General features: G+C 60.6%; 15 protein-coding genes. 14 read left to right on the top strand and 1 reads right to left on the bottom strand.

The features are described 5' to 3' along the window. The first annotated feature begins 342 nt into the window (after nucleotides 1-342). A complete protein-coding gene (locus tag VIM95_RS11630) occupies nucleotides 343-1,980 on the top strand; it encodes a flagellin (RefSeq protein WP_331985814.1) in 1,638 nt (545 codons plus the stop codon). A 152-nt stretch (nucleotides 1,981-2,132) separates the two neighbouring features. Here VIM95_RS11630 and VIM95_RS11625 read toward each other — a convergent pair whose 3' ends face one another. Next, complete coding sequence (locus VIM95_RS11625; protein ID WP_331985812.1) at nucleotides 2,133-2,978, bottom strand: 23S rRNA (adenine(2030)-N(6))-methyltransferase RlmJ; 846 nt, start codon at nucleotides 2,976-2,978, stop codon at nucleotides 2,133-2,135. Between the two features lie 184 nt (nucleotides 2,979-3,162). On the opposite strand from VIM95_RS11625, the gene cysD reads away from it, so the two are divergent. The 13 genes from cysD to flgK form a co-directional block, all read left to right on the top strand. Then, nucleotides 3,163-4,089, top strand: a complete 927-nt coding sequence (gene cysD / locus VIM95_RS11620) for a sulfate adenylyltransferase subunit CysD (RefSeq protein WP_331985810.1) — start codon at nucleotides 3,163-3,165, stop codon at nucleotides 4,087-4,089. Then, nucleotides 4,089-5,531, top strand: coding sequence for a sulfate adenylyltransferase subunit CysN (gene cysN / locus VIM95_RS11615; RefSeq protein ID WP_331985809.1), 1,443 nt, complete (start codon nucleotides 4,089-4,091; stop codon nucleotides 5,529-5,531). Before cysD ends, cysN begins: the two co-directional genes overlap by 1 nt. Before the next feature lie 170 nt (nucleotides 5,532-5,701). Then, nucleotides 5,702-7,078, top strand: coding sequence for an MATE family efflux transporter (locus VIM95_RS11610; protein ID WP_331985807.1), 1,377 nt, complete (start codon nucleotides 5,702-5,704; stop codon nucleotides 7,076-7,078). Nucleotides 7,079-7,275: 197 nt separating this feature from the next. Then, nucleotides 7,276-7,689, top strand: a complete 414-nt coding sequence (flgB, locus tag VIM95_RS11605; RefSeq protein ID WP_331985805.1) for a flagellar basal body rod protein FlgB — start codon at nucleotides 7,276-7,278, stop codon at nucleotides 7,687-7,689. A 31-nt stretch (nucleotides 7,690-7,720) separates the two neighbouring features. After that, entirely contained in the window at nucleotides 7,721-8,134 is a 414-nt protein-coding gene (gene flgC / locus VIM95_RS11600) for a flagellar basal body rod protein FlgC (RefSeq protein ID WP_331985803.1), read from the top strand. A 15-nt stretch (nucleotides 8,135-8,149) separates the two neighbouring features. After that, nucleotides 8,150-8,824 carry a flagellar hook assembly protein FlgD gene (locus tag VIM95_RS11595; RefSeq protein WP_331985801.1) on the top strand — a complete coding sequence of 225 codons (675 nt, stop codon included), beginning with the start codon at nucleotides 8,150-8,152 and terminating at the stop codon, nucleotides 8,822-8,824. A gap of 61 nt (nucleotides 8,825-8,885) precedes the next feature. Continuing rightward, nucleotides 8,886-10,871, top strand: a complete 1,986-nt coding sequence (locus tag VIM95_RS11590; RefSeq protein WP_331985799.1) for a flagellar hook protein FlgE — start codon at nucleotides 8,886-8,888, stop codon at nucleotides 10,869-10,871. A 153-nt stretch (nucleotides 10,872-11,024) separates the two neighbouring features. Further along, nucleotides 11,025-11,762: a flagellar basal-body rod protein FlgF gene (gene flgF / locus VIM95_RS11585; protein ID WP_331985797.1), complete on the top strand. Its 738-nt coding sequence runs from the start codon at nucleotides 11,025-11,027 to the stop codon at nucleotides 11,760-11,762. 49 nt (nucleotides 11,763-11,811) lie between these two features. Beyond that, nucleotides 11,812-12,594, top strand: a complete 783-nt coding sequence (gene flgG / locus VIM95_RS11580; RefSeq protein WP_331985795.1) for a flagellar basal-body rod protein FlgG — start codon at nucleotides 11,812-11,814, stop codon at nucleotides 12,592-12,594. A 34-nt stretch (nucleotides 12,595-12,628) separates the two neighbouring features. After that, nucleotides 12,629-13,297: a flagellar basal body L-ring protein FlgH gene (locus VIM95_RS11575; protein WP_331985793.1), complete on the top strand. Its 669-nt coding sequence runs from the start codon at nucleotides 12,629-12,631 to the stop codon at nucleotides 13,295-13,297. 3 nt (nucleotides 13,298-13,300) lie between these two features. Further along, complete coding sequence (locus VIM95_RS11570; RefSeq protein WP_331985791.1) at nucleotides 13,301-14,410, top strand: flagellar basal body P-ring protein FlgI; 1,110 nt, start codon at nucleotides 13,301-13,303, stop codon at nucleotides 14,408-14,410. Nucleotides 14,411-14,614: 204 nt separating this feature from the next. After that, nucleotides 14,615-15,529: a flagellar assembly peptidoglycan hydrolase FlgJ gene (flgJ, locus tag VIM95_RS11565; protein WP_331985789.1), complete on the top strand. Its 915-nt coding sequence runs from the start codon at nucleotides 14,615-14,617 to the stop codon at nucleotides 15,527-15,529. A gap of 52 nt (nucleotides 15,530-15,581) precedes the next feature. Then, nucleotides 15,582-17,476 (top strand): flagellar hook-associated protein FlgK (flgK, locus tag VIM95_RS11560; protein WP_331985787.1); only part of this gene is annotated, 1,895 nt, incomplete at its 3' end.

The following is a 17,476-nucleotide window of genomic DNA, read 5'->3' as shown; positions in this document are numbered from 1 at the left end:
CTAATGCTTATAGTCCTCCGTCCAAACCGTCAGAGCGTTGGGAAAGACCATGCTAAGACCGAAACGATTACAGGAGCTTCGCCGTACGCGCCGCCATGCCGGTGCGATGGGGCTTGGACGGGACGCAGAAGCGGGGTGGGGTATGGATGCACATTAGCGACCTTACTCCCCGCGCAGAGCATCGACCTAGTCGAACCTCTGCGTCTTGTGTAGTCGGTTTGTTGCCCGGGGGCATGGGTAGCAACCGTGGGGAAATGAAAAAGCGAAAAGCCAACGTTTCCATTCGGTGATCGTCATTGACCGCGTCCTGCTACCCAGGGCACACGGCGAAGGAGAGCAATCATGCAAGTAATCAACACCAATATTCCGTCGCTCAACGCGCAACGGAATCTGGATACCTCTAAAGGCAGTCTCGAGACGTCGCTTCAACGTCTGTCTTCGGGTCTGCGTATCAACTCGGCGCGCGACGATGCGGCCGGCCTCGCGATCTCGCAGCGTATGACGACGCAGATCCGCGGTTCGGACCAAGCCCGCCGCAACGCCAACGACGGCGTTTCGCTGGCGCAGGTCGGTGAAGGCGCACTGTCGCAGATGGGCGATCTGCTGCAACGGGTACGCGAGCTGGCAGTACAGTCGGCCAACGCGACCAACTCGCCGCAAGATCGTCAGGCGCTGAACTCTGAAGTGTCGCAGTTGACCGCGGAACTGGATCGTTTCGCCGTCTCCACCGACTTCAACGGCCTCAAGCTGTTCGACGGTAGCTACGGCGCGGCGATCTATCAGGTTGGCGCCAACGCCAACCAGACCATTACCGCCACCACGGCCAACTTCCGTACCAATAACTACGGTACCTACCAGATCTCGAACGTCACGCAGTTCGCAACCTACGCCGTGACCGGCAGCCTCACCGGTACCACTTTCGGTGGCCAACTGGCCAGCGGCGGTACCGTGATCGCTGGTTCCGGTGGTGCCTCTGGCAGCTTGGCAATCAACGGCGGTAACGGTGGCGCATCGATCAGCACGCTGACCTCGGCCTCGACCGCTCGCGACCTGGCTGCAGCGATCAATGCTAGCAACACCGGTGTGCGCGCCACGGCGCGCAACCAGGCCAACGTCCAGTTTGCCAATACCACGGGCCTGTCCTACTCGATCAACGTGACCGGTGCAAACCAGGTTCCGGTGAACGTAACCTTCCAGGTCAAGGATGGCCGTACGGCCGCCGGTCTCTCGGAAGCGGTCCAGGCCTTCAACGATCGCTCCTCGCAGACCGGCATCACTGCCCGCCTGAACGATACGGCCGACGGCATCATCCTGACCAATGACGATGGCAGCGACATCATGTTGCAATCGGTCTCGACCACGCAGAACGGCACGGTGTGCGGCACGATTTCGCTGTCGACCGGTGGTCTGGGTGGCACGCCGCTGGGCCAGGCCTTTACCATCACCGCGAACGGTTCCGGCGGTGCTGCAGGTGGTGCAACCGCTACCTCGGGCTCGGTACTGCGTATCGGTGGCCAAGTGACTCTGGACTCGGACAAGAGCTACTCGATCTCCACCAGCAGCATGGGCTTCCAGAGCGGTACCGTGGCATCCTCGGGTAGCACGCTCAATGCGACCTCGGGTCTGTTCCTGAATTCGGGTACCAGCCTGGGCTCGAACCTGAAGGCGGTAAACACGCTGGACATCAGCACGGTGGATGGTGCCACGCAGGCCCTGCGCATCGTGGATAGCGCGCTGGCTACCGTGAACGGTCAGCGTGCCGCCTTCGGTGCCCTGCAGAACCGCTTTCTGGCGACCATCACCAACCTGCAGGTCACCTCGGAAAACCTCTCGGCTTCCCGCTCGCGTATCCAAGACACCGACTTCGCCGCGGAAACTGCCAACCTGACGCGTGCGCAAATTCTTCAACAAGCGGGTACGGCGATGCTGGCACAAGCCAATGCCTTGCCCAATCAGGTCCTGTCGCTGCTGCGTAGTTAAGCCCCCGGATACTGTGCAGCAGTCCTTTCAGCCAGCGGTTAACACCGCTGGCTTTTTTGCATACGTCTCCCGCTGTGGGGGGGGCGAGCCACAAAGAAAAAGCGCCCGGCCATGGTCGGGCGCTTGCGCTGTGGTGAGTGCAGAATGGCAGGCTAACTGGCCTGCTGCTCGAGCTGGTAGCTGGCGCCGGCATCGAGTGCCAAGGCGTCACGCAGATAGGGCAGGGTGGTTTGCAGTTCTTCGTGCAGCAGCCAGGGCGGGTTCAGGATGAATAGCCCGCTGCCGTGCATGCCAAAGCCGTCGCTACGCGGCTTGTGCACAGTCAGGCTGGCATGCAGCCAGCCCTTTACCGGCAGCTGCTTGAGCTGTTCGATCATCAGGCGCGGTTCACTGCGCTGTAGCAGGGGGTACCAGACCATATAGACGCCGGTGGCAAAGCGGGTCAGGCCATCGGCCAAGGTATCCACCACGCGTTGATAGTCCTTCTTTTCCTCGTAGGGTGGGTCGATCAGCGTTAGGGCGCGCCGAGGGGCGGGCGGCAACAGCGACTTCAGACCGGCAAAACCGTCCCCCTTTACCAGCTTGGCTTGCCGGCCGGCGCTGGCGAGGTTCTCTTCCAGCAAGGGGAAGTCGGTCGGGTGTAGCTCAAACAGGCGCAGCTTGTCCTCGGCGCGCAATCGCGGCTGAGCCACCAGGGGAGAGCCGGGGTAGAGGCGCATGGCGCCGTCGGCGTTCATCGCTTTCACCTGTTCCACATAGCTGGCCAGGGCAGCAGGCAGATCCTTGCGGTCCCACAGCCGGGCTATACCTCCGGTGTATTCGGCATTCTTGGCCGCGTAGCCGGCGTCGAGCTGGTAGCAGCCGGCGCCGGCGTGGGTATCGATATACCAGTAGGGCTTGTCCTTCTGGTTCAGGTAGTCGATCAGGCTGGCAAGCACATAGTGCTTGAGTACGTCGGCATGGTTGCCGGCGTGGAAGGCGTGGCGGTAGCTGAGCATGGTGGCCGGCTGTTTGGGTCAAGTATGGATTTTACCCTTTGGCGGCCTGCTTGCCGAACGGCCGATACGTGCCTGGATAACCTTATGCCAATTCGGTTTTTCGGATCGCCACAACCTTCTGGTAAAACATAAGCTCCAAGAAGCCGGCTTGCCGGTTGCTCCCCGACAAAAGCGATACCAGCGTATGACCTCGATTTCCGACGCACGGCTGACTCATTTGAAGCAGCTGGAGGCCGAATCCATCCACATCATCCGGGAGGTGGCGGCCGAATTCGACAACCCGGTGATGCTCTACTCCATCGGCAAGGATTCCGCCGTGATGCTGCATTTGGCCAAGAAGGCTTTTGCGCCCGGCAAGCCCCCGTTTCCGCTTATGCATGTGGATACCACCTGGAAGTTCCAGGATATGTACAAGCTCAGGGAGAAACAGGCAGCCGAAGGCTGGAAGCTGATCACCCATGTGAACGAAGAGGGTGTCAAAGCCGGCATCAACCCCTTTACCGCCGGTAGTGCCAAGCATACCGACGTAATGAAGACCCAGGGCCTCAAGCAGGCGTTGGACAAGTACGGCTTCGATGCGGCTTTTGGCGGTGCCCGTCGCGATGAGGAAAAGAGCCGCGCCAAAGAGCGGGTCTATTCCTTCCGTGATCGCAACCACCGCTGGGACCCCAAGAACCAGCGGCCCGAACTCTGGAACATCTACAACTCGCGTATCGACAAGGGCGAGAGCATTCGTGTCTTTCCGCTGTCGAATTGGACCGAGCTCGATATCTGGCAATACATCTTCCTCGAGAACATCGAGATCGTACCGCTGTATTTCTCGGCCGAGCGGCCAGTGGTGAACCTGAATGGCACCCTGGTCATGATCGACGACGACCGTATCCTGCAGTACCTCACCCCTGAGCAGAAAGCCAGCATCGCCACCAAGTCGGTACGCTTCCGTACCTTGGGCTGCTATCCGCTGACCGGGGCGGTGGAGTCCACCGCCGCAACCCTGCCCGAAATCATTCAGGAAATGCTGCTGACCACCACCAGCGAGCGGCAGGGGCGGGTGATCGACCACGATTCGAGCGGGTCTATGGAAAAGAAGAAAATGGAAGGGTATTTCTGATGTCGCACCAATCTGACCTGATCGCCAGCGACATCCTGGCCTACCTCAAGCAGCATGAGAACAAGGACATGCTGCGCTTTATCACCTGCGGCAACGTGGATGATGGCAAGTCGACCCTGATCGGCCGCCTGTTGCACGACTCCAAGCTGATCTTTGAAGATCAGCTGGCTGCCATCCAGCGGGACTCGCAGAAGTACAACACTACCGAGGACGAGATCGACCTCGCCTTGCTGGTCGACGGCCTGCAGGCGGAGCGGGAGCAGGGCATCACCATCGATGTGGCCTACCGCTACTTCAGTACCGACAAGCGCAAGTTCATCATTGCCGATTGCCCGGGTCATGAGCAGTACACCCGCAATATGGCAACCGGCGCCTCCACCAGCAACCTGGCCATCATCCTGATCGACGCCCGCCATGGTGTGCAGACCCAGACGCGTCGTCACAGCTTTATCGTCAGCCTCCTGGGCATCAAGCATGTGATCGTGGCGGTCAACAAGATGGACCTGGTGGACTTCGATCAGGCGGTGTTCGAGCGCATCCAGGCTGAATACCTGGCCTTTGCCGAGCAACTGGGGATAGCCGATATCCGCTTCGTGCCCATCTCGGCGTTGCGTGGTGACAATGTGGTCAACGCTTCCACGCAGGCTACGTGGTACCAGGGCCCGACTCTGATGCACCTGCTTGAGTCCATCGAAGTGGAAGGCGACGTGCATCTCGACGCCTTCCGCCTGCCGGTGCAATACGTCAACCGCCCCAATCTGGATTTCCGCGGCTTCTGCGGCACCATTGCCGCAGGGCGCATCCAGCCGGGTGACGCCGTGGTGGCCCTGCCTTCGGGTAAGCAAAGTCGGGTCAAGGCTATCGTGACCTACGAGGGCGAGCTGTATTCGGCCCACGCCGGTCAGGCCATCACGCTGACCCTGGAGGACGAGATCGACGTCTCGCGCGGCGATATGTTGGTCCGCGTCAACGAGACCAGGCCCAATGTCTCGACCAGCTTTGAAGCCCACATCGTCTGGATGAATGAACAGCCGTTGATGGTGGGCAAGGAGTACGCCTTCAAGCTGGCTGGCAAGCAGGTGTTCGGCAAGGTGCAACGCATATTGCACCGCGTGGACGTCAACAGCCTGGCGAGCTCCGAGGCAGAGCAACTGGCGCTCAACGAGATTGGTCTGTGCCGTATCAGCGTCAACGCGCCGGTTGCCTTCGATGCCTACCGTGAATGCCGCGGTACCGGCAGCCTGATTATCATCGACCGGCTCAGCAATGCCACGGCCGGTGCCGGCATGATTGAAGGTGCCGCAGTAGCGGATGCTGGCGACAATGCCCAGTTGGATGAACTGGCCCGTTTGCGGGCCTTCGAACTGGAACTCAATGCCCTGGTGCGCAAATACTTCCCGCACTGGGAGGCGAGAGATATCAGCAAACTGCTGTCGAAGTAAGTCTGCGCAGTGGTCGGGTCACGGCAGGCCGGTACGCAAGTACCGGCCTGTTTCCTTTTGGGCACGCCGGGCGGTTGCGCCCAGCGTAGCGATTTTGGTCCATAATACGGTCTGTCATGAAATCGTTTTCATGACCTACGGTTACACTGCCTCCTAGCCGAAAGTCCCGCATGTCCGCTCCATCTCCAGCCCCCAAACAGCGCCTGCTTTCGCTCGCCTGGCCCATCTTCATCGAGCAGTTGCTGCATCTTACAACCGGCATGATGGGCACCTTCATGATCAGCCATATCTCGGACGACGCGGTCGCGGCGCTGGGGACGGCCAACCAGATTGTGGTGCTGTTCGTCATCTTGTTCGGCTTTATCGGCATCGGTACCAGCGTGGTGGTCACCCATCATCTGGGTGGTGGCGACAGGGAAGGGGCGGACCAGATTGCCTCGACCGCCATCGGGGTGAATAGCTGGTTCGGCTTGATCATCAGTATCGCGGTCTACTTTCTGGCCGAGCCCATGCTGCGGCTGATGCAGCTGTCCGATCACCTGCTTGAGTACGCCGTACCTTTCCTGGCATTGATGGGCGGTACCTTGTTCCTGGAGGCCATGAATCTGGCTATCTCGGCCGTGCTGCGCGCCCATGGCCACACCCGCGACCCCATGCTGGTGACGCTGGGCCAGAACGTGCTGAACCTGTTGGGCAACTGCATCCTGCTGTTTGGCTGGTTCGGTGCGCCCAAGATGGGCGTGGTCGGCGTGGCCTTGGCCACCATCTTCAGCCGGCTGGTGGCCTGCCTCGTGATGTGGGCGCTACTGGAGTACCGCACCCACCTCAAGGTTAGGGCGCGCGACTTCTTCAATTTCTCGCGCGAGCGGCTGGCGCGCATCCTGCACATCGGCCTGCCGGCGGCCGGCGAGCAGGTCAATTGGTACCTGGCCTTCATGACCGTGACGGCTTTTACCGCGCGCATGGGCGATACCGCGCTGGCGACCCAGTCCTACGCCATGCAACTCGTATGGATCGTCGTACTCTGCAGCGTGGCAATAGGCCTTGCGACCGAGATCATGATCGGCCATCTGGTGGGGGCGGGGGAGTTCGACGAGGTCTATCGGCAGCTGCTGCGCAGTCTGCGGGTTGGTTTTGCGGCGGCCATTGTCGTTGTGCTGCTCGTGGCCATTGCTTCTCGTTGGCTGTTGGGCTGGTTCACCCATAACGAGGAAATTATCTCGATGGGGGTGACGTTGATGTTCATCGGTATCGTCCTGGAGCCGGGGCGGGTCTTCAATCTGATCGTCATCAATGCGCTACGCGCCACTGGCGATGCCCGCTACCCGGTGATGATCGGTGCCGTGTCCATGTGGGGGGTGATGGCCTTCGGAGCCTGGCTGCTCGGTACCGTCCTGGGCCTGGGTCTGGTTGGGGTCTGGATCGCCTTCGCGCTCGACGAATGGCTGCGTGGCCTGCTCATGTACCGGCGCTGGAAGAAGCGCAAGTGGCTGAAGTATGCGGAACGCACCTACCAGAGTGTGAAAGCCGCCGCCCAGCCCGCCTGACCTTGTCAGTCCCGATCAGCCACCGCCTTGCCGGTGGCTTTTTTCTGGGCGGCAAAGCTTGCCGCCTGTCTCGTCCTACTTTGGACTGTGAAGGGTACCGGGCTTGATCTATCAGCCTCTGCTAAGACTGGCACAACCTGTGCTTTGGTCTGTCTCGACAGGACCAGTACAACAGAAAAATCGCCAGCGAGAACACCATGCTCTCCAGTCTCAACAACTACTTCGCTTCCAACGAAGCCGCCCTGAAACTCAGGGCCACCCGTCAGGAAGTGATCGCCAGCAATATCGCGAACGCGGACACGCCCGGCTACAAGGCGCGTGATTTCGATTTCGGCGAGGCATTTGGCAAGGCACTGGATGCGCAAAAGGGGATCAAGCAAGGCATGAGCCTGGCACGGACAGACGACCGACACTTGTCTGCCAAGACCGGCGGCGCCCTAGAGGCCGACTTGTTGTACCGGAACGATGTGCAGCCCTCCATCGATGGCAACACGGTGGATATGAATATCGAGATGAGCAACTTTACCGATAACGCCATCCGTTATCAGGCCAGCCTGACCTTCATGCAAAAGCGCATTGAAGGCATGCGTGCCGCGCTGCAATCGCAATAAGCCGTAGTAACCGGGAAACGGGAGTCACACCATGTCATTGTTCCGCGTATTTGATATTGCCGGCTCGGCCATGACCGCGCAGTCGATCCGCCTCAACGCGACCGCCAGCAATATGGCCAACGCCGAGAGCGCGACCAGCTCGACCGGGCAGCCCTATCGCGCGAAACAGGTGGTGTTTGCCGCCACCCAGCTGAACGCCAACCAGCCGCAGGCGGTGGGCGTGCAGGTGGCGGCAGTGTCCGAGGATCAGGCGCCGCCCCGGCTGGTGTACGACCCCAAGAATCCGCTGGCGGACGGTAACGGCTATATCGCCATGCCCAATGTGAACGTGGTGGAGGAGATGACCAATATGATCTCCGCCTCGCGCTCCTACCAGACCAATGCGGACATGATGAATACCGCCAAGACCCTGCTGCAGCGCACGCTGCAGCTGGGCCAGGCTTGATTGAGGTGAGATGAGATGAGCTCGGTTAGCAACGTCAAGAGCAGTGCGGACCTGTTCGAGAGCCTCAATCAGGCGCGGGATACCAAGAGCAAGTCACAGGAGACGCAAGACCGTTTCCTCAAGCTCCTGATCACGCAGCTGCAGAACCAGGATCCGATGAACCCGGTGGACAACGCCCAGAGTACTAGCCAGATGGCGCAGATGAGCACTGTCACCGGCATCGAGAACCTCAATGCCTCCATCACCAGCATGATGACCACCTTCAACGCCGGCCAGTCCTACCAGGCTGCCGCGCTGATCGGCAAGCAGGTGCTGGCCGAAGGCGACACCATGCAGTTCGACGGCAAGACCGAGGTCACTGGTGAATTGGATGTGCCGGACGGTGGCGCACGTGTGACGGTCACCATCTACAACGCCAACAATCAGAAGGTCGACGAGATCAGCCTGGGCGACCAGAAGGCTGGCCGCCAGTCGGTGAGCTGGGACGGCAAGGATGCCAGCGGCAATACTTTGCCAGCCGGCAAGTACTACATCTCTGCCACGGCTGACCAGCCTACCGGTGCCGGCAAGGTTTTGCCGACCTACACCTATGTGGGCGTCAAGAGCGTCGCGCTCGACAATGGCACGGTCAACCTGAGCCTCTCCGACGGCCGGGTCCTGCCCTACAGCAAGATAAGCAGCATCATGTAAGCACCCTGTCGCAACTCATCCATCGCATCCAGTTACGGCCATATTCGGTAGGAGAATTAAAATGGGTTTCCAACAGGGTCTGAGCGGTCTGAATTCCGCATCCAAGTTCCTCGACGTGGTTGGCAACAACGTTGCCAACGCCAACACTGTCGGCTTCAAGGGCTCGCGCGCGGAATTTGCCGACGTGTACGCCAACACCCTGGCCAGCACCAATGTGCAGGTGGGTATCGGCGGCCGCACCTCGAACGTGGCCCAGCAGTTTGCCCAGGGCAATATCACGAGCACCAGCAATCCGCTCGACATTGCCATCCAGGGCAACGGCTTCTTCCGCATGATCGACCCGGCTGGCTCCTACAGTTACGCCCGTAACGGTCAGTTCCAGCTGGACCGCGATGGTTACATCGTCAACAACGGCCAGAAGCTGGCGGGCTTTGGTGTAAATCCCTCTACCAACCAACTGATCACCGGTGCAACACCCTCTGCGTTGCAGATCAAGACCTCCAATATTGGTGCGCAGGCAACCGGTGGTTCATCGTTGGCCAACGCCGGCCTGACTTTGGGCATGAACTTTGATGCGCGTAGTCCCGTTGTCAACCGTGGTACCAGCACGGTGTCGGTCAATGGTCTGCAACTGAACAATGCGGCGCCCAATAACACGCAAGTGAATTACCAGTTGCGTGTAACGGACTCAGCTGGTCGCTTCCATGACATGGATGTCCGTTTGACCAAGGTGGCGGCGAATACCTGGAGCGTGGCTACCGATCTGGATAACACCGGTACGTTTACTCCGGCTGCCAATCCGTTGGTTTTCAACGCATCTGGGCAGTTGCAGTCGGGCTCCCCGGCTGCGGTCAGCTACAACCTGTCTTCCCCGGCCCCGGCCTATGGAACAACACCGTTCAACGTCAATGTGAACTTCTCAGGCGCGACCGAGGTAGCGACGCCTACGGTACCGGGGACGATCAACGTCAACGACACCGCGGCTCAGAACCTGACTATGTCGATTGCCAATTCCAATCTGGATGCAGCTGATCCTGTTGGTGCAACCCATACCTATTCGGGTACCTATCTGGACAGCACGGGCGCCCCCCACACGGTTGATATCACCTTGACCAAGGCGGCGGCGAATACCTGGACGCCCACCCTTGCGGTCGATGGTGCCGCCTTCCCCATCGTGCCGGCGCCGACTGCGGTCAGCTTCAATAACGCGGGCTTGCTGGTGACTGGTTCGCCTATTGCGATTACCGGTGCTGCCGGCGGTACCAATTTCAATATCAGTCTGCAGGGCATCACGCAGAAGGCGGCGGCTTTTACTTCTGCACCTATCGAGGTCCGCAGCACGCCTAGTGTGATTCCTTCCGATCCGACGACCTACACCCATTCGACCTCGGCCACGGTTTACGATTCGCAAGGCATTGGCCACACCCTGACGGCGTACTTTACCAAGGTGGGCGTGAATGCCTGGGAGGTGCAGACCAGTTTTGACGGGGCGACCCCAGTCACCCAGCCCGGCTACATCACCTTCGACGCCGCCGGCAAGATGAATGGTGGTAGCCAGTTGGCCTACACCTCGCCGATCCCATCGCCCAGCGGTGCGCAGACCCCGCTGGCCTTCACGACCTATTTCACTGGGACGACCCAGTTCGGCAACCAGTTCGGGGTCAACGAGTTGAATCAGGACGGCTATGCGGATGGCAATATCACCGGCCTCAGCATTGGCAAGGACGGCATCATCCTGGGCCGTTATTCCAATGGCCAGAACCGGACCATCGGCCAGATCACGCTCTATAATTTTGCCAACCCGCAAGGCCTGCAGCCCCTGGGTGACAACCGCTGGGCGGAGACCTTCGCCTCCAACCAGGCCCGTCAGGGAACGCCAGGCACCAGTGACTTCGGTACCCTGCAATCCGGTGCGGTCGAAGACTCCAACATCGACCTGACCAAGGAACTGGTGGACATGATCACCGCGCAGCGCAGCTACCAGGCCAACGCGCAGACCATCAAGACGCAGGACTCGGTACTGCAGACCCTGGTCAACCTCCGCTAAGTCTTGCCGCCGGCGGCGAATCTTGCCGCCAAGCCCCCGCCAGAACCGACCATTGCCCCGCAATGGCCGGTTTTTGCATGCCTTTTAAGGCTGGCACACTTGCTGCTTATATCTGTTCGACGCATAACCGCGACCCGTACAGAGGGATAGCAAATGGATCGGCTTATCTACGTGGCCATGACCGGGGCAAAGCATGCTGCCCTGCAACAGGCCACCGTTGCCAACAACCTGGCCAACGCCACCACGCCAGGCTTCAAGCAGGAGCTGGCTGCCTCACGCGCCGTGCAGGCCGTGGGTGGTACCGGCTACGCCACCCGGACCTTTACGCTCGAACAGACGCTGGGGTCGGACTTCACCCCCGGCACGCTGCAGACCACCGGCCGCGAGCTGGACATTGCCGTCACTACCGAGGGCATGTTTGCGGTGCAGACCGGCAATGGCGAGGCCTACACCCGTAACGGCAGCTTGCAGATCGACGAGAACGGCCTGTTGAAGACCCGTGCCGGCTACCCGGTGCTGGGCGATGCGGGGCCGATCACGGTGCCCGAGAACAGCGTACTGACCTTTGGCAAGGACGGCACCATCAGTGCCTCCCCGCTCAACGATCCAGCCCAGCGCAACGAGATCGGCCGGATCAAGCTGGTGAAGCCGGACGAGCGACAGCTTGACCGGGGTAACGACGGCCTTTTCCGCTTGCGTGACGGCACGCCGGCCCAGGTGGACGCGAACGTGCAGATGAGCAACGGCATGCTGGAGGCCAGCAATGTCAGCGCGGTGGATCAGTTGGTGAAAATGATCGATTACCAGCGCAACTACGATCTGCAGGTACGGATGTTGCAAACGGCAGACCAGAATGCCCGCGCTGCCGCGCAAGTGATGACGCTCAGCTGATATAGCAGCGCATAGACAACGACAGGAATAAACGGAAAGGATTGCCGCCATGATGCGCTCGCTTTGGATCGCCAAGACCGGCATGGACGCGATGCAGATGAACATCGACGTCGTGTCCAACAACCTCGCCAACGTCAATACCAATGGCTTCAAGCGGAGCCGCGCGGTGTTCGAGGATCTGCTGTACCAGACCCTGCGCCAGCCGGGTGGCACTACCAGCCAGCAGACCCAGCTGCCGACTGGCTTGCAGCTCGGCACCGGTGTGAAGCCGGTGGCGACCGAGCGCATCCACACCCAGGGCAATCTGCAGCTCACCGACAATCCCTATGATCTGGCGATCAATGGTCAGGGCTTCTTCCAGGTTGACCTGCCAGACGGCACCATCGGCTATACCCGCGACGGTGCCTTCCACCTGAACAACCAGGGCGTGATTGTTACTTCCGAGGGCTATCCGCTCTCTGGCAACATCACTGTGCCGCAGGGCGCCATCCAGTTCGGCGTGAGCCGCGACGGCATCGTGACCGCCCTGCAGTCTGGCCAGACTCAGGCCACCCAGATCGGCAATATCCAGCTTGCCACCTTTATCAACCCGGAAGGGCTGAAGAGCGTGGGCGAGAACCTCTACCTCGAGACCTCGGCCTCCGGGGCACCGCAGGTCGGCACGCCGGGCCAGAACAGCCTGGGTGTGCTCAACCAGCAGTACGTGGAAACCTCCAACGTCAACATCACCGAAGAACTGATCAATATGATCCAGGCGCAACGGGCCTACGAGATCAACTCCCGGTCCATCCAGACCTCGGACCAGATGCTGCAGAAGCTCACGCAGCTGTAAGACCGACGCGAACCTAGACGCCCTGGAGCCCACCATGTCCCGACTGCTCGTAACTGGCCTGATCGCCGCACTGCTCAGCGCCTGTGCCACCAGCGTGCCGCGTACCATCGTTACTGCGCCCACCAGCATCCGGCCCTCGGCGCAGCGCCCAGAGGTGGTCGCCAACGGCTCGATCTACCAGATGGCCAATGCACGGCTCCTCTTCGAGGACCGCATGGCGCGGCATATCGGCGACAACATCACCATCCAGATCCAGGAGCAGGTCAACGCCTCGGCCAAGTCGGGCAACACCGCCGAACGCAAGACCACTAACTCTGGCAGCGTTGCGGCAGGTACCTCGGGCACGCTCAGCAAGCTCCTCGGTGGTATCAATATGAATATCACCTCGGACAACAAGCACGACGGCAGCGGCACCACCACCTCGACCAACAGCTTCAATGGCGCGATCACCGCCCAGGTGATGGACATGCTGCCCAATGGTAACCTCGTGGTCGGTGGTGAGAAGCAGGTCAATATCCGTGGCGAAATCAGCTACTTGCGGGTCTCGGGCATCGTGAACCCCAGCGATATACAGGCAGGCAATGTGGTATCCTCGACAAAGGTAGCCGAGGCCCGCATCGAAGAAATGGGTTCCGGCACCGTGGCGGCCGCCGATAAGGCGGGCTGGCTACAAAACTTCTTCTTCAGCTTCCTACCGTTCTAAGCAATGACCTTATCCCGCACCGCCCGACTGATCGCCTGTGTGCTCCTGATCTCCGGTAGTGGTGCGGTTTACGCCCAAAAAATCAAGGAATTGGCCAGTATCGGCGGGGTGCGTAGCAACCAGTTGATCGGTTATGGGCTGGTTGTCGGCCTTGATGGTAGTGGCGACCAGACTACCCAGACGCCATTCACGGTGCAGAGCGTGGTCAATATGCTGACCCAGCTCGGTGTGAATATGCCGCCGGGTACCAATCTGCAGCTTAAGAACGTCGCAGCAGTGACGGTGACCGCCTCCTTGCCCGCTTTTTCGCGGCCGGGGCAGAACATAGACGTCACTGTCTCCTCCATCGGCAATGCGAAGAGCCTGCGTGGCGGCACCTTGCTGATGAGTCCGCTCAAGGGGGCAGACGGCCAAATTTACGCGGTGGCCCAGGGCAATCTGGTGGTGGCCGGTGCCGGGGCTTCGGCGGCGGGTTCCAGTACCACGGTCAACCAGCTTGCGGTAGGGCGCATTCCCAATGGGGCTACGGTGGAGCGTGAAGTGCCGGGTGGGGTGGGGCAGGGCGATTTCATCACCCTCTCGCTCAATGATGCCGATTTCAGTACCGCCAGCAAGGTTGCCCAGGCGGTGAACACCGGCATGGGCGCGACCACGGCGCGCGCTTTGGATGCCCGTACCATTCAGGTCAAGGCACCGCAGGACCCGGACGCGCGCGTGAGTTTCATGGCCAAGCTGGAGAACCTGACGGTTACGCCGTCGGATGTCACAGCCAAGGTCATCATCAACGCCCGTACCGGCTCGGTGGTCATGAACAAGGCAGTAACGCTGGAGCCCTGCGCCATTTCACACGGCAACCTGACGGTCACGATCTCGGCCAAGAACGAGGTCAGCCAGCCTAATGCACTTTCCGGCGGCAAGACCAAGCCGGTGCAAAATGCGACCGTGGATATCAAGGCGGAGAAGGGCGGCGTGACCGCCGTTCCCAAGAGTGCCTCGCTCAATGAGGTGGTGCGCGCCCTCAACCAGATAGGTGCTACGCCGCAAGACCTGCTGGCGATCTTGCAGGCCATGAAGTCGGCCGGTGCCTTGCAGGCCGAGTTGGAAGTGATTTGATCGCGAATCGCGATATGGAAAAAGGGTGCTGCGGCACCCTTTTTTGTTGCCCGTAGCGGCGGCGGAGATTTTTGCCGCCTGCCTTGCCGCTGCTGAGGCGTAGGCTGAAGATTTTCTTGTATTTTACTTATAAATCAATAGCTTGATTGTTGGCATGTAACGTGCTTTGGATTGTCCGAGATTGATCGGCAGCCCGAGTACACCATGCAAACTTCTTCCGCTACCAGCAATGCCAGCCTGAACGCCCGCCTCGCGATCGACGCGCAGGCCGTGGGCGACCTGCGCTCGCGCGCTGCCCGCGACCCCAAGGGTGCGGCACGCGAAGTGGCTGGCCAGTTCGAGAAGATGTTTCTCGACATGGTCATGAAGTCCATGCGGGAGGCGACGCCCAAGTTCGACGAGCTGGAAAGCAACTCCGTAGGCATGTTCCGCTCAATGTATGACCAGCAGCTCTCTCAGACCATTACCAGCGGCAAGGGACTGGGCCTGGCGGATGTGATCGCCGCCCAGGTCGAGCGCATGAACAACCCTGCCAGCCTGCAGGTGCCGCTGCATCGTCCGTCGCGCGATACCTTCGACCTGAAGGCAGCCAGGACCGGCACCTCCGCGGGTGCTGCCACGCCATCTGCTGCCGCAAGCAAGGCAGAAGGCTCGGCCAGCGACTTCGTCAGTACCTTGGGCCAGGCCGCCGTGGGCGCTGCGCAATCGCTGGGCCTCTCGCCCCACCTGATGCTGGCCCATGCCGCGTTGGAAAGTGGCTGGGGCAAGAAGCCCATTACCGACAGTGCCGGCAACAACACCTACAACCTGTTCGGCATCAAGGCCGGCCGAGACTGGACTGGCAAGACCGCCGACATCACCACTACCGAGTATGTGGATGGTGTTGCCCAGAAGCGGGTCGAGAAATTCCGCGCCTACGACAGCTATGCCGATGCCTTCGCCGACTATGCCCGCCTCTTGAGCAAGCGCTACGGCGATGCTGCCCAGGCCGGCAGCGACGCGAAGACCTTCGCCAATGAGTTGCAGGAAGGTGGTTACGCCACTGACCCGGCCTACGCCAAGAAGCTGGCCCGGGTGGCCGAACATCCCGCTCTGCGCGCCTACCGCGCGATGAGCTGAGCAACAGACAGCAAGAAATCAAAGCCGCCCTGTGCGGTGAGGATGGAACATCATGGGTAACAGTATCTACGGCATTGCGGTATCGGGTCTGAAGGCGGCACAGATCGGCCTGACCACGACCGGCCACAACATCGCCAACGCCAATACTCCCGGCTACAACCGCCAGCAGATCGTGCAGAGTGCGGTCACGCCGTTCCCCACGGGTGGGGGCTTTCAGGGGCGTGGCGTCGAAGTCGATACCATTACCCGTATCTACAACGAGTTCATGGCTCGCCAGGTGCAGACTGCGACCGCACAGGATGGCTACCTCAGCAACCTGCAGTCGCATCTGTCGGACCTGGATAACCTGCTGGCTGACCCTTCGGCCGGCTTCTCGCCCTCGCTGCAGGACTTCTTCACCGGCGTGCAGACGGTGGCCAACAACCCGCAGAACGTGCCTGCCCGGCAGGCGCTGCTGGGCCTGGCGCAGTCCATGATCACCAAGCTCAACACGGTCAACGACCGGATGCAGACGCTTCGTGACGACGTCAACACCGAGATCAAGGCCACGGTTAACAATATCAATTCGATCACCGGCCAGATCGCCAATCTGAACGATCAGATCATCCTGGCCACCGGCGCCGGTGGTGGTAACCCGCCCAACGACTTGCTGGACCAGCGAGATCAACTGGTCACGGACCTGAACAAGTACGTCAAGAGCACGGTCATCAAGCAGTCGGACGGCAGCTACAACATCTTTATCGGCAACGGTCAGAATCTGGTGGTGGGCAAGAATGCCTTTACGCTGGGCGCCGTACAGGCCGCGGACGACCCGGGTCGGCTGGACGTGGCCTACCAGCAGTTCGGTACCACGGCGGTCATTCCCTCAGAGATGCTCACAGGCGGTTCGCTCGGCGGCGTACTGGACTTCCGCAAGAATGTGCTCGATGTGGCACAGAATTCACTCGGCCGCGTCGCGATCACGCTGGCGCAGACCGTGAACGACCAGCATCGCAAGGGTCAGGACCTCAATGGCAACTACGGCGGCAACTTCTTTCAGTTCCCGGTCGAGAATACCAATGCCCAGTACAACCTGGGCGGTGTTGCCGGCACGAACCTGACGGCGCAGCTGACCAATACCCAGCCTTTTATCAAGAGCGATTTCAATGTCGCGCTGGATGCCACCGGTACCAACTACACCATTACCCGGCTGACTGACGGCCAGACCGCCACGGTATCGCTGGCCAGCGGTGCCATGACCACGCCCCCCGGCTTTGTAGCTTTTGGCGTTCGTTTCCAGCTGAGTGCCAATATCGCAAACGGAAGGAACTACGGCGTCAGCTTCCTGCCTGCCGCGTCCAACATCATTCCGAACGCCAAGAATACCGGTAACGCCAATCTGCAGGTTTCGATCTCGAATACCAACCAGCTGACGGCCAGCGACTACGAGTTCATCTATGACGGCCCGGATTATCGCGTAGTGCGCAAGGACGATGGTGCGGTGTTCAACATCAACGCCGCCGCCTGGGCCAACCCGCCGGTACAGGTCGACGGCATGCAGTTCCGCATCAACAGCGGCACGATAAATCCGGGTGACCGCTTTACCATCCAGCCCACCCGCGGCTTTGCCGACAATATGACCGTCGGCATCACCGACACGGCAGAAATTGCCGCCGCCGCACCGATCAGTACGACTGGTGATACCGCGCATGTCGTCAGCGCGGGCGACCCGAACAATACCGGTACCGGTACGATTACCACCATTACCGCCTCGCTCTCCGCGCTGGGTGGGGCTGCGGCCAAGAAGGTGGACATCGTCTTCACGGCGGCGGGTACCTACGACATTCGCGACACTGCGACCGGCAACACCTTGGTAGCCAACCAGGCCTATGTCGCTGGTGGCAACATCTCCTACAACGGTTGGACGGTGCAGATCGCCGCCGCGCCGGCTGCCGGTGACCGCTTTAC

This window comes from Chitinimonas sp., from assembly GCF_036568685.1.
GTDB lineage: Bacteria > Pseudomonadota > Gammaproteobacteria > Burkholderiales > Chitinimonadaceae > Chitinimonas.
The sequence above is the reverse complement of the archived record's forward strand: the minus strand, read 5'-3'. Positions and strand labels throughout refer to the sequence as shown.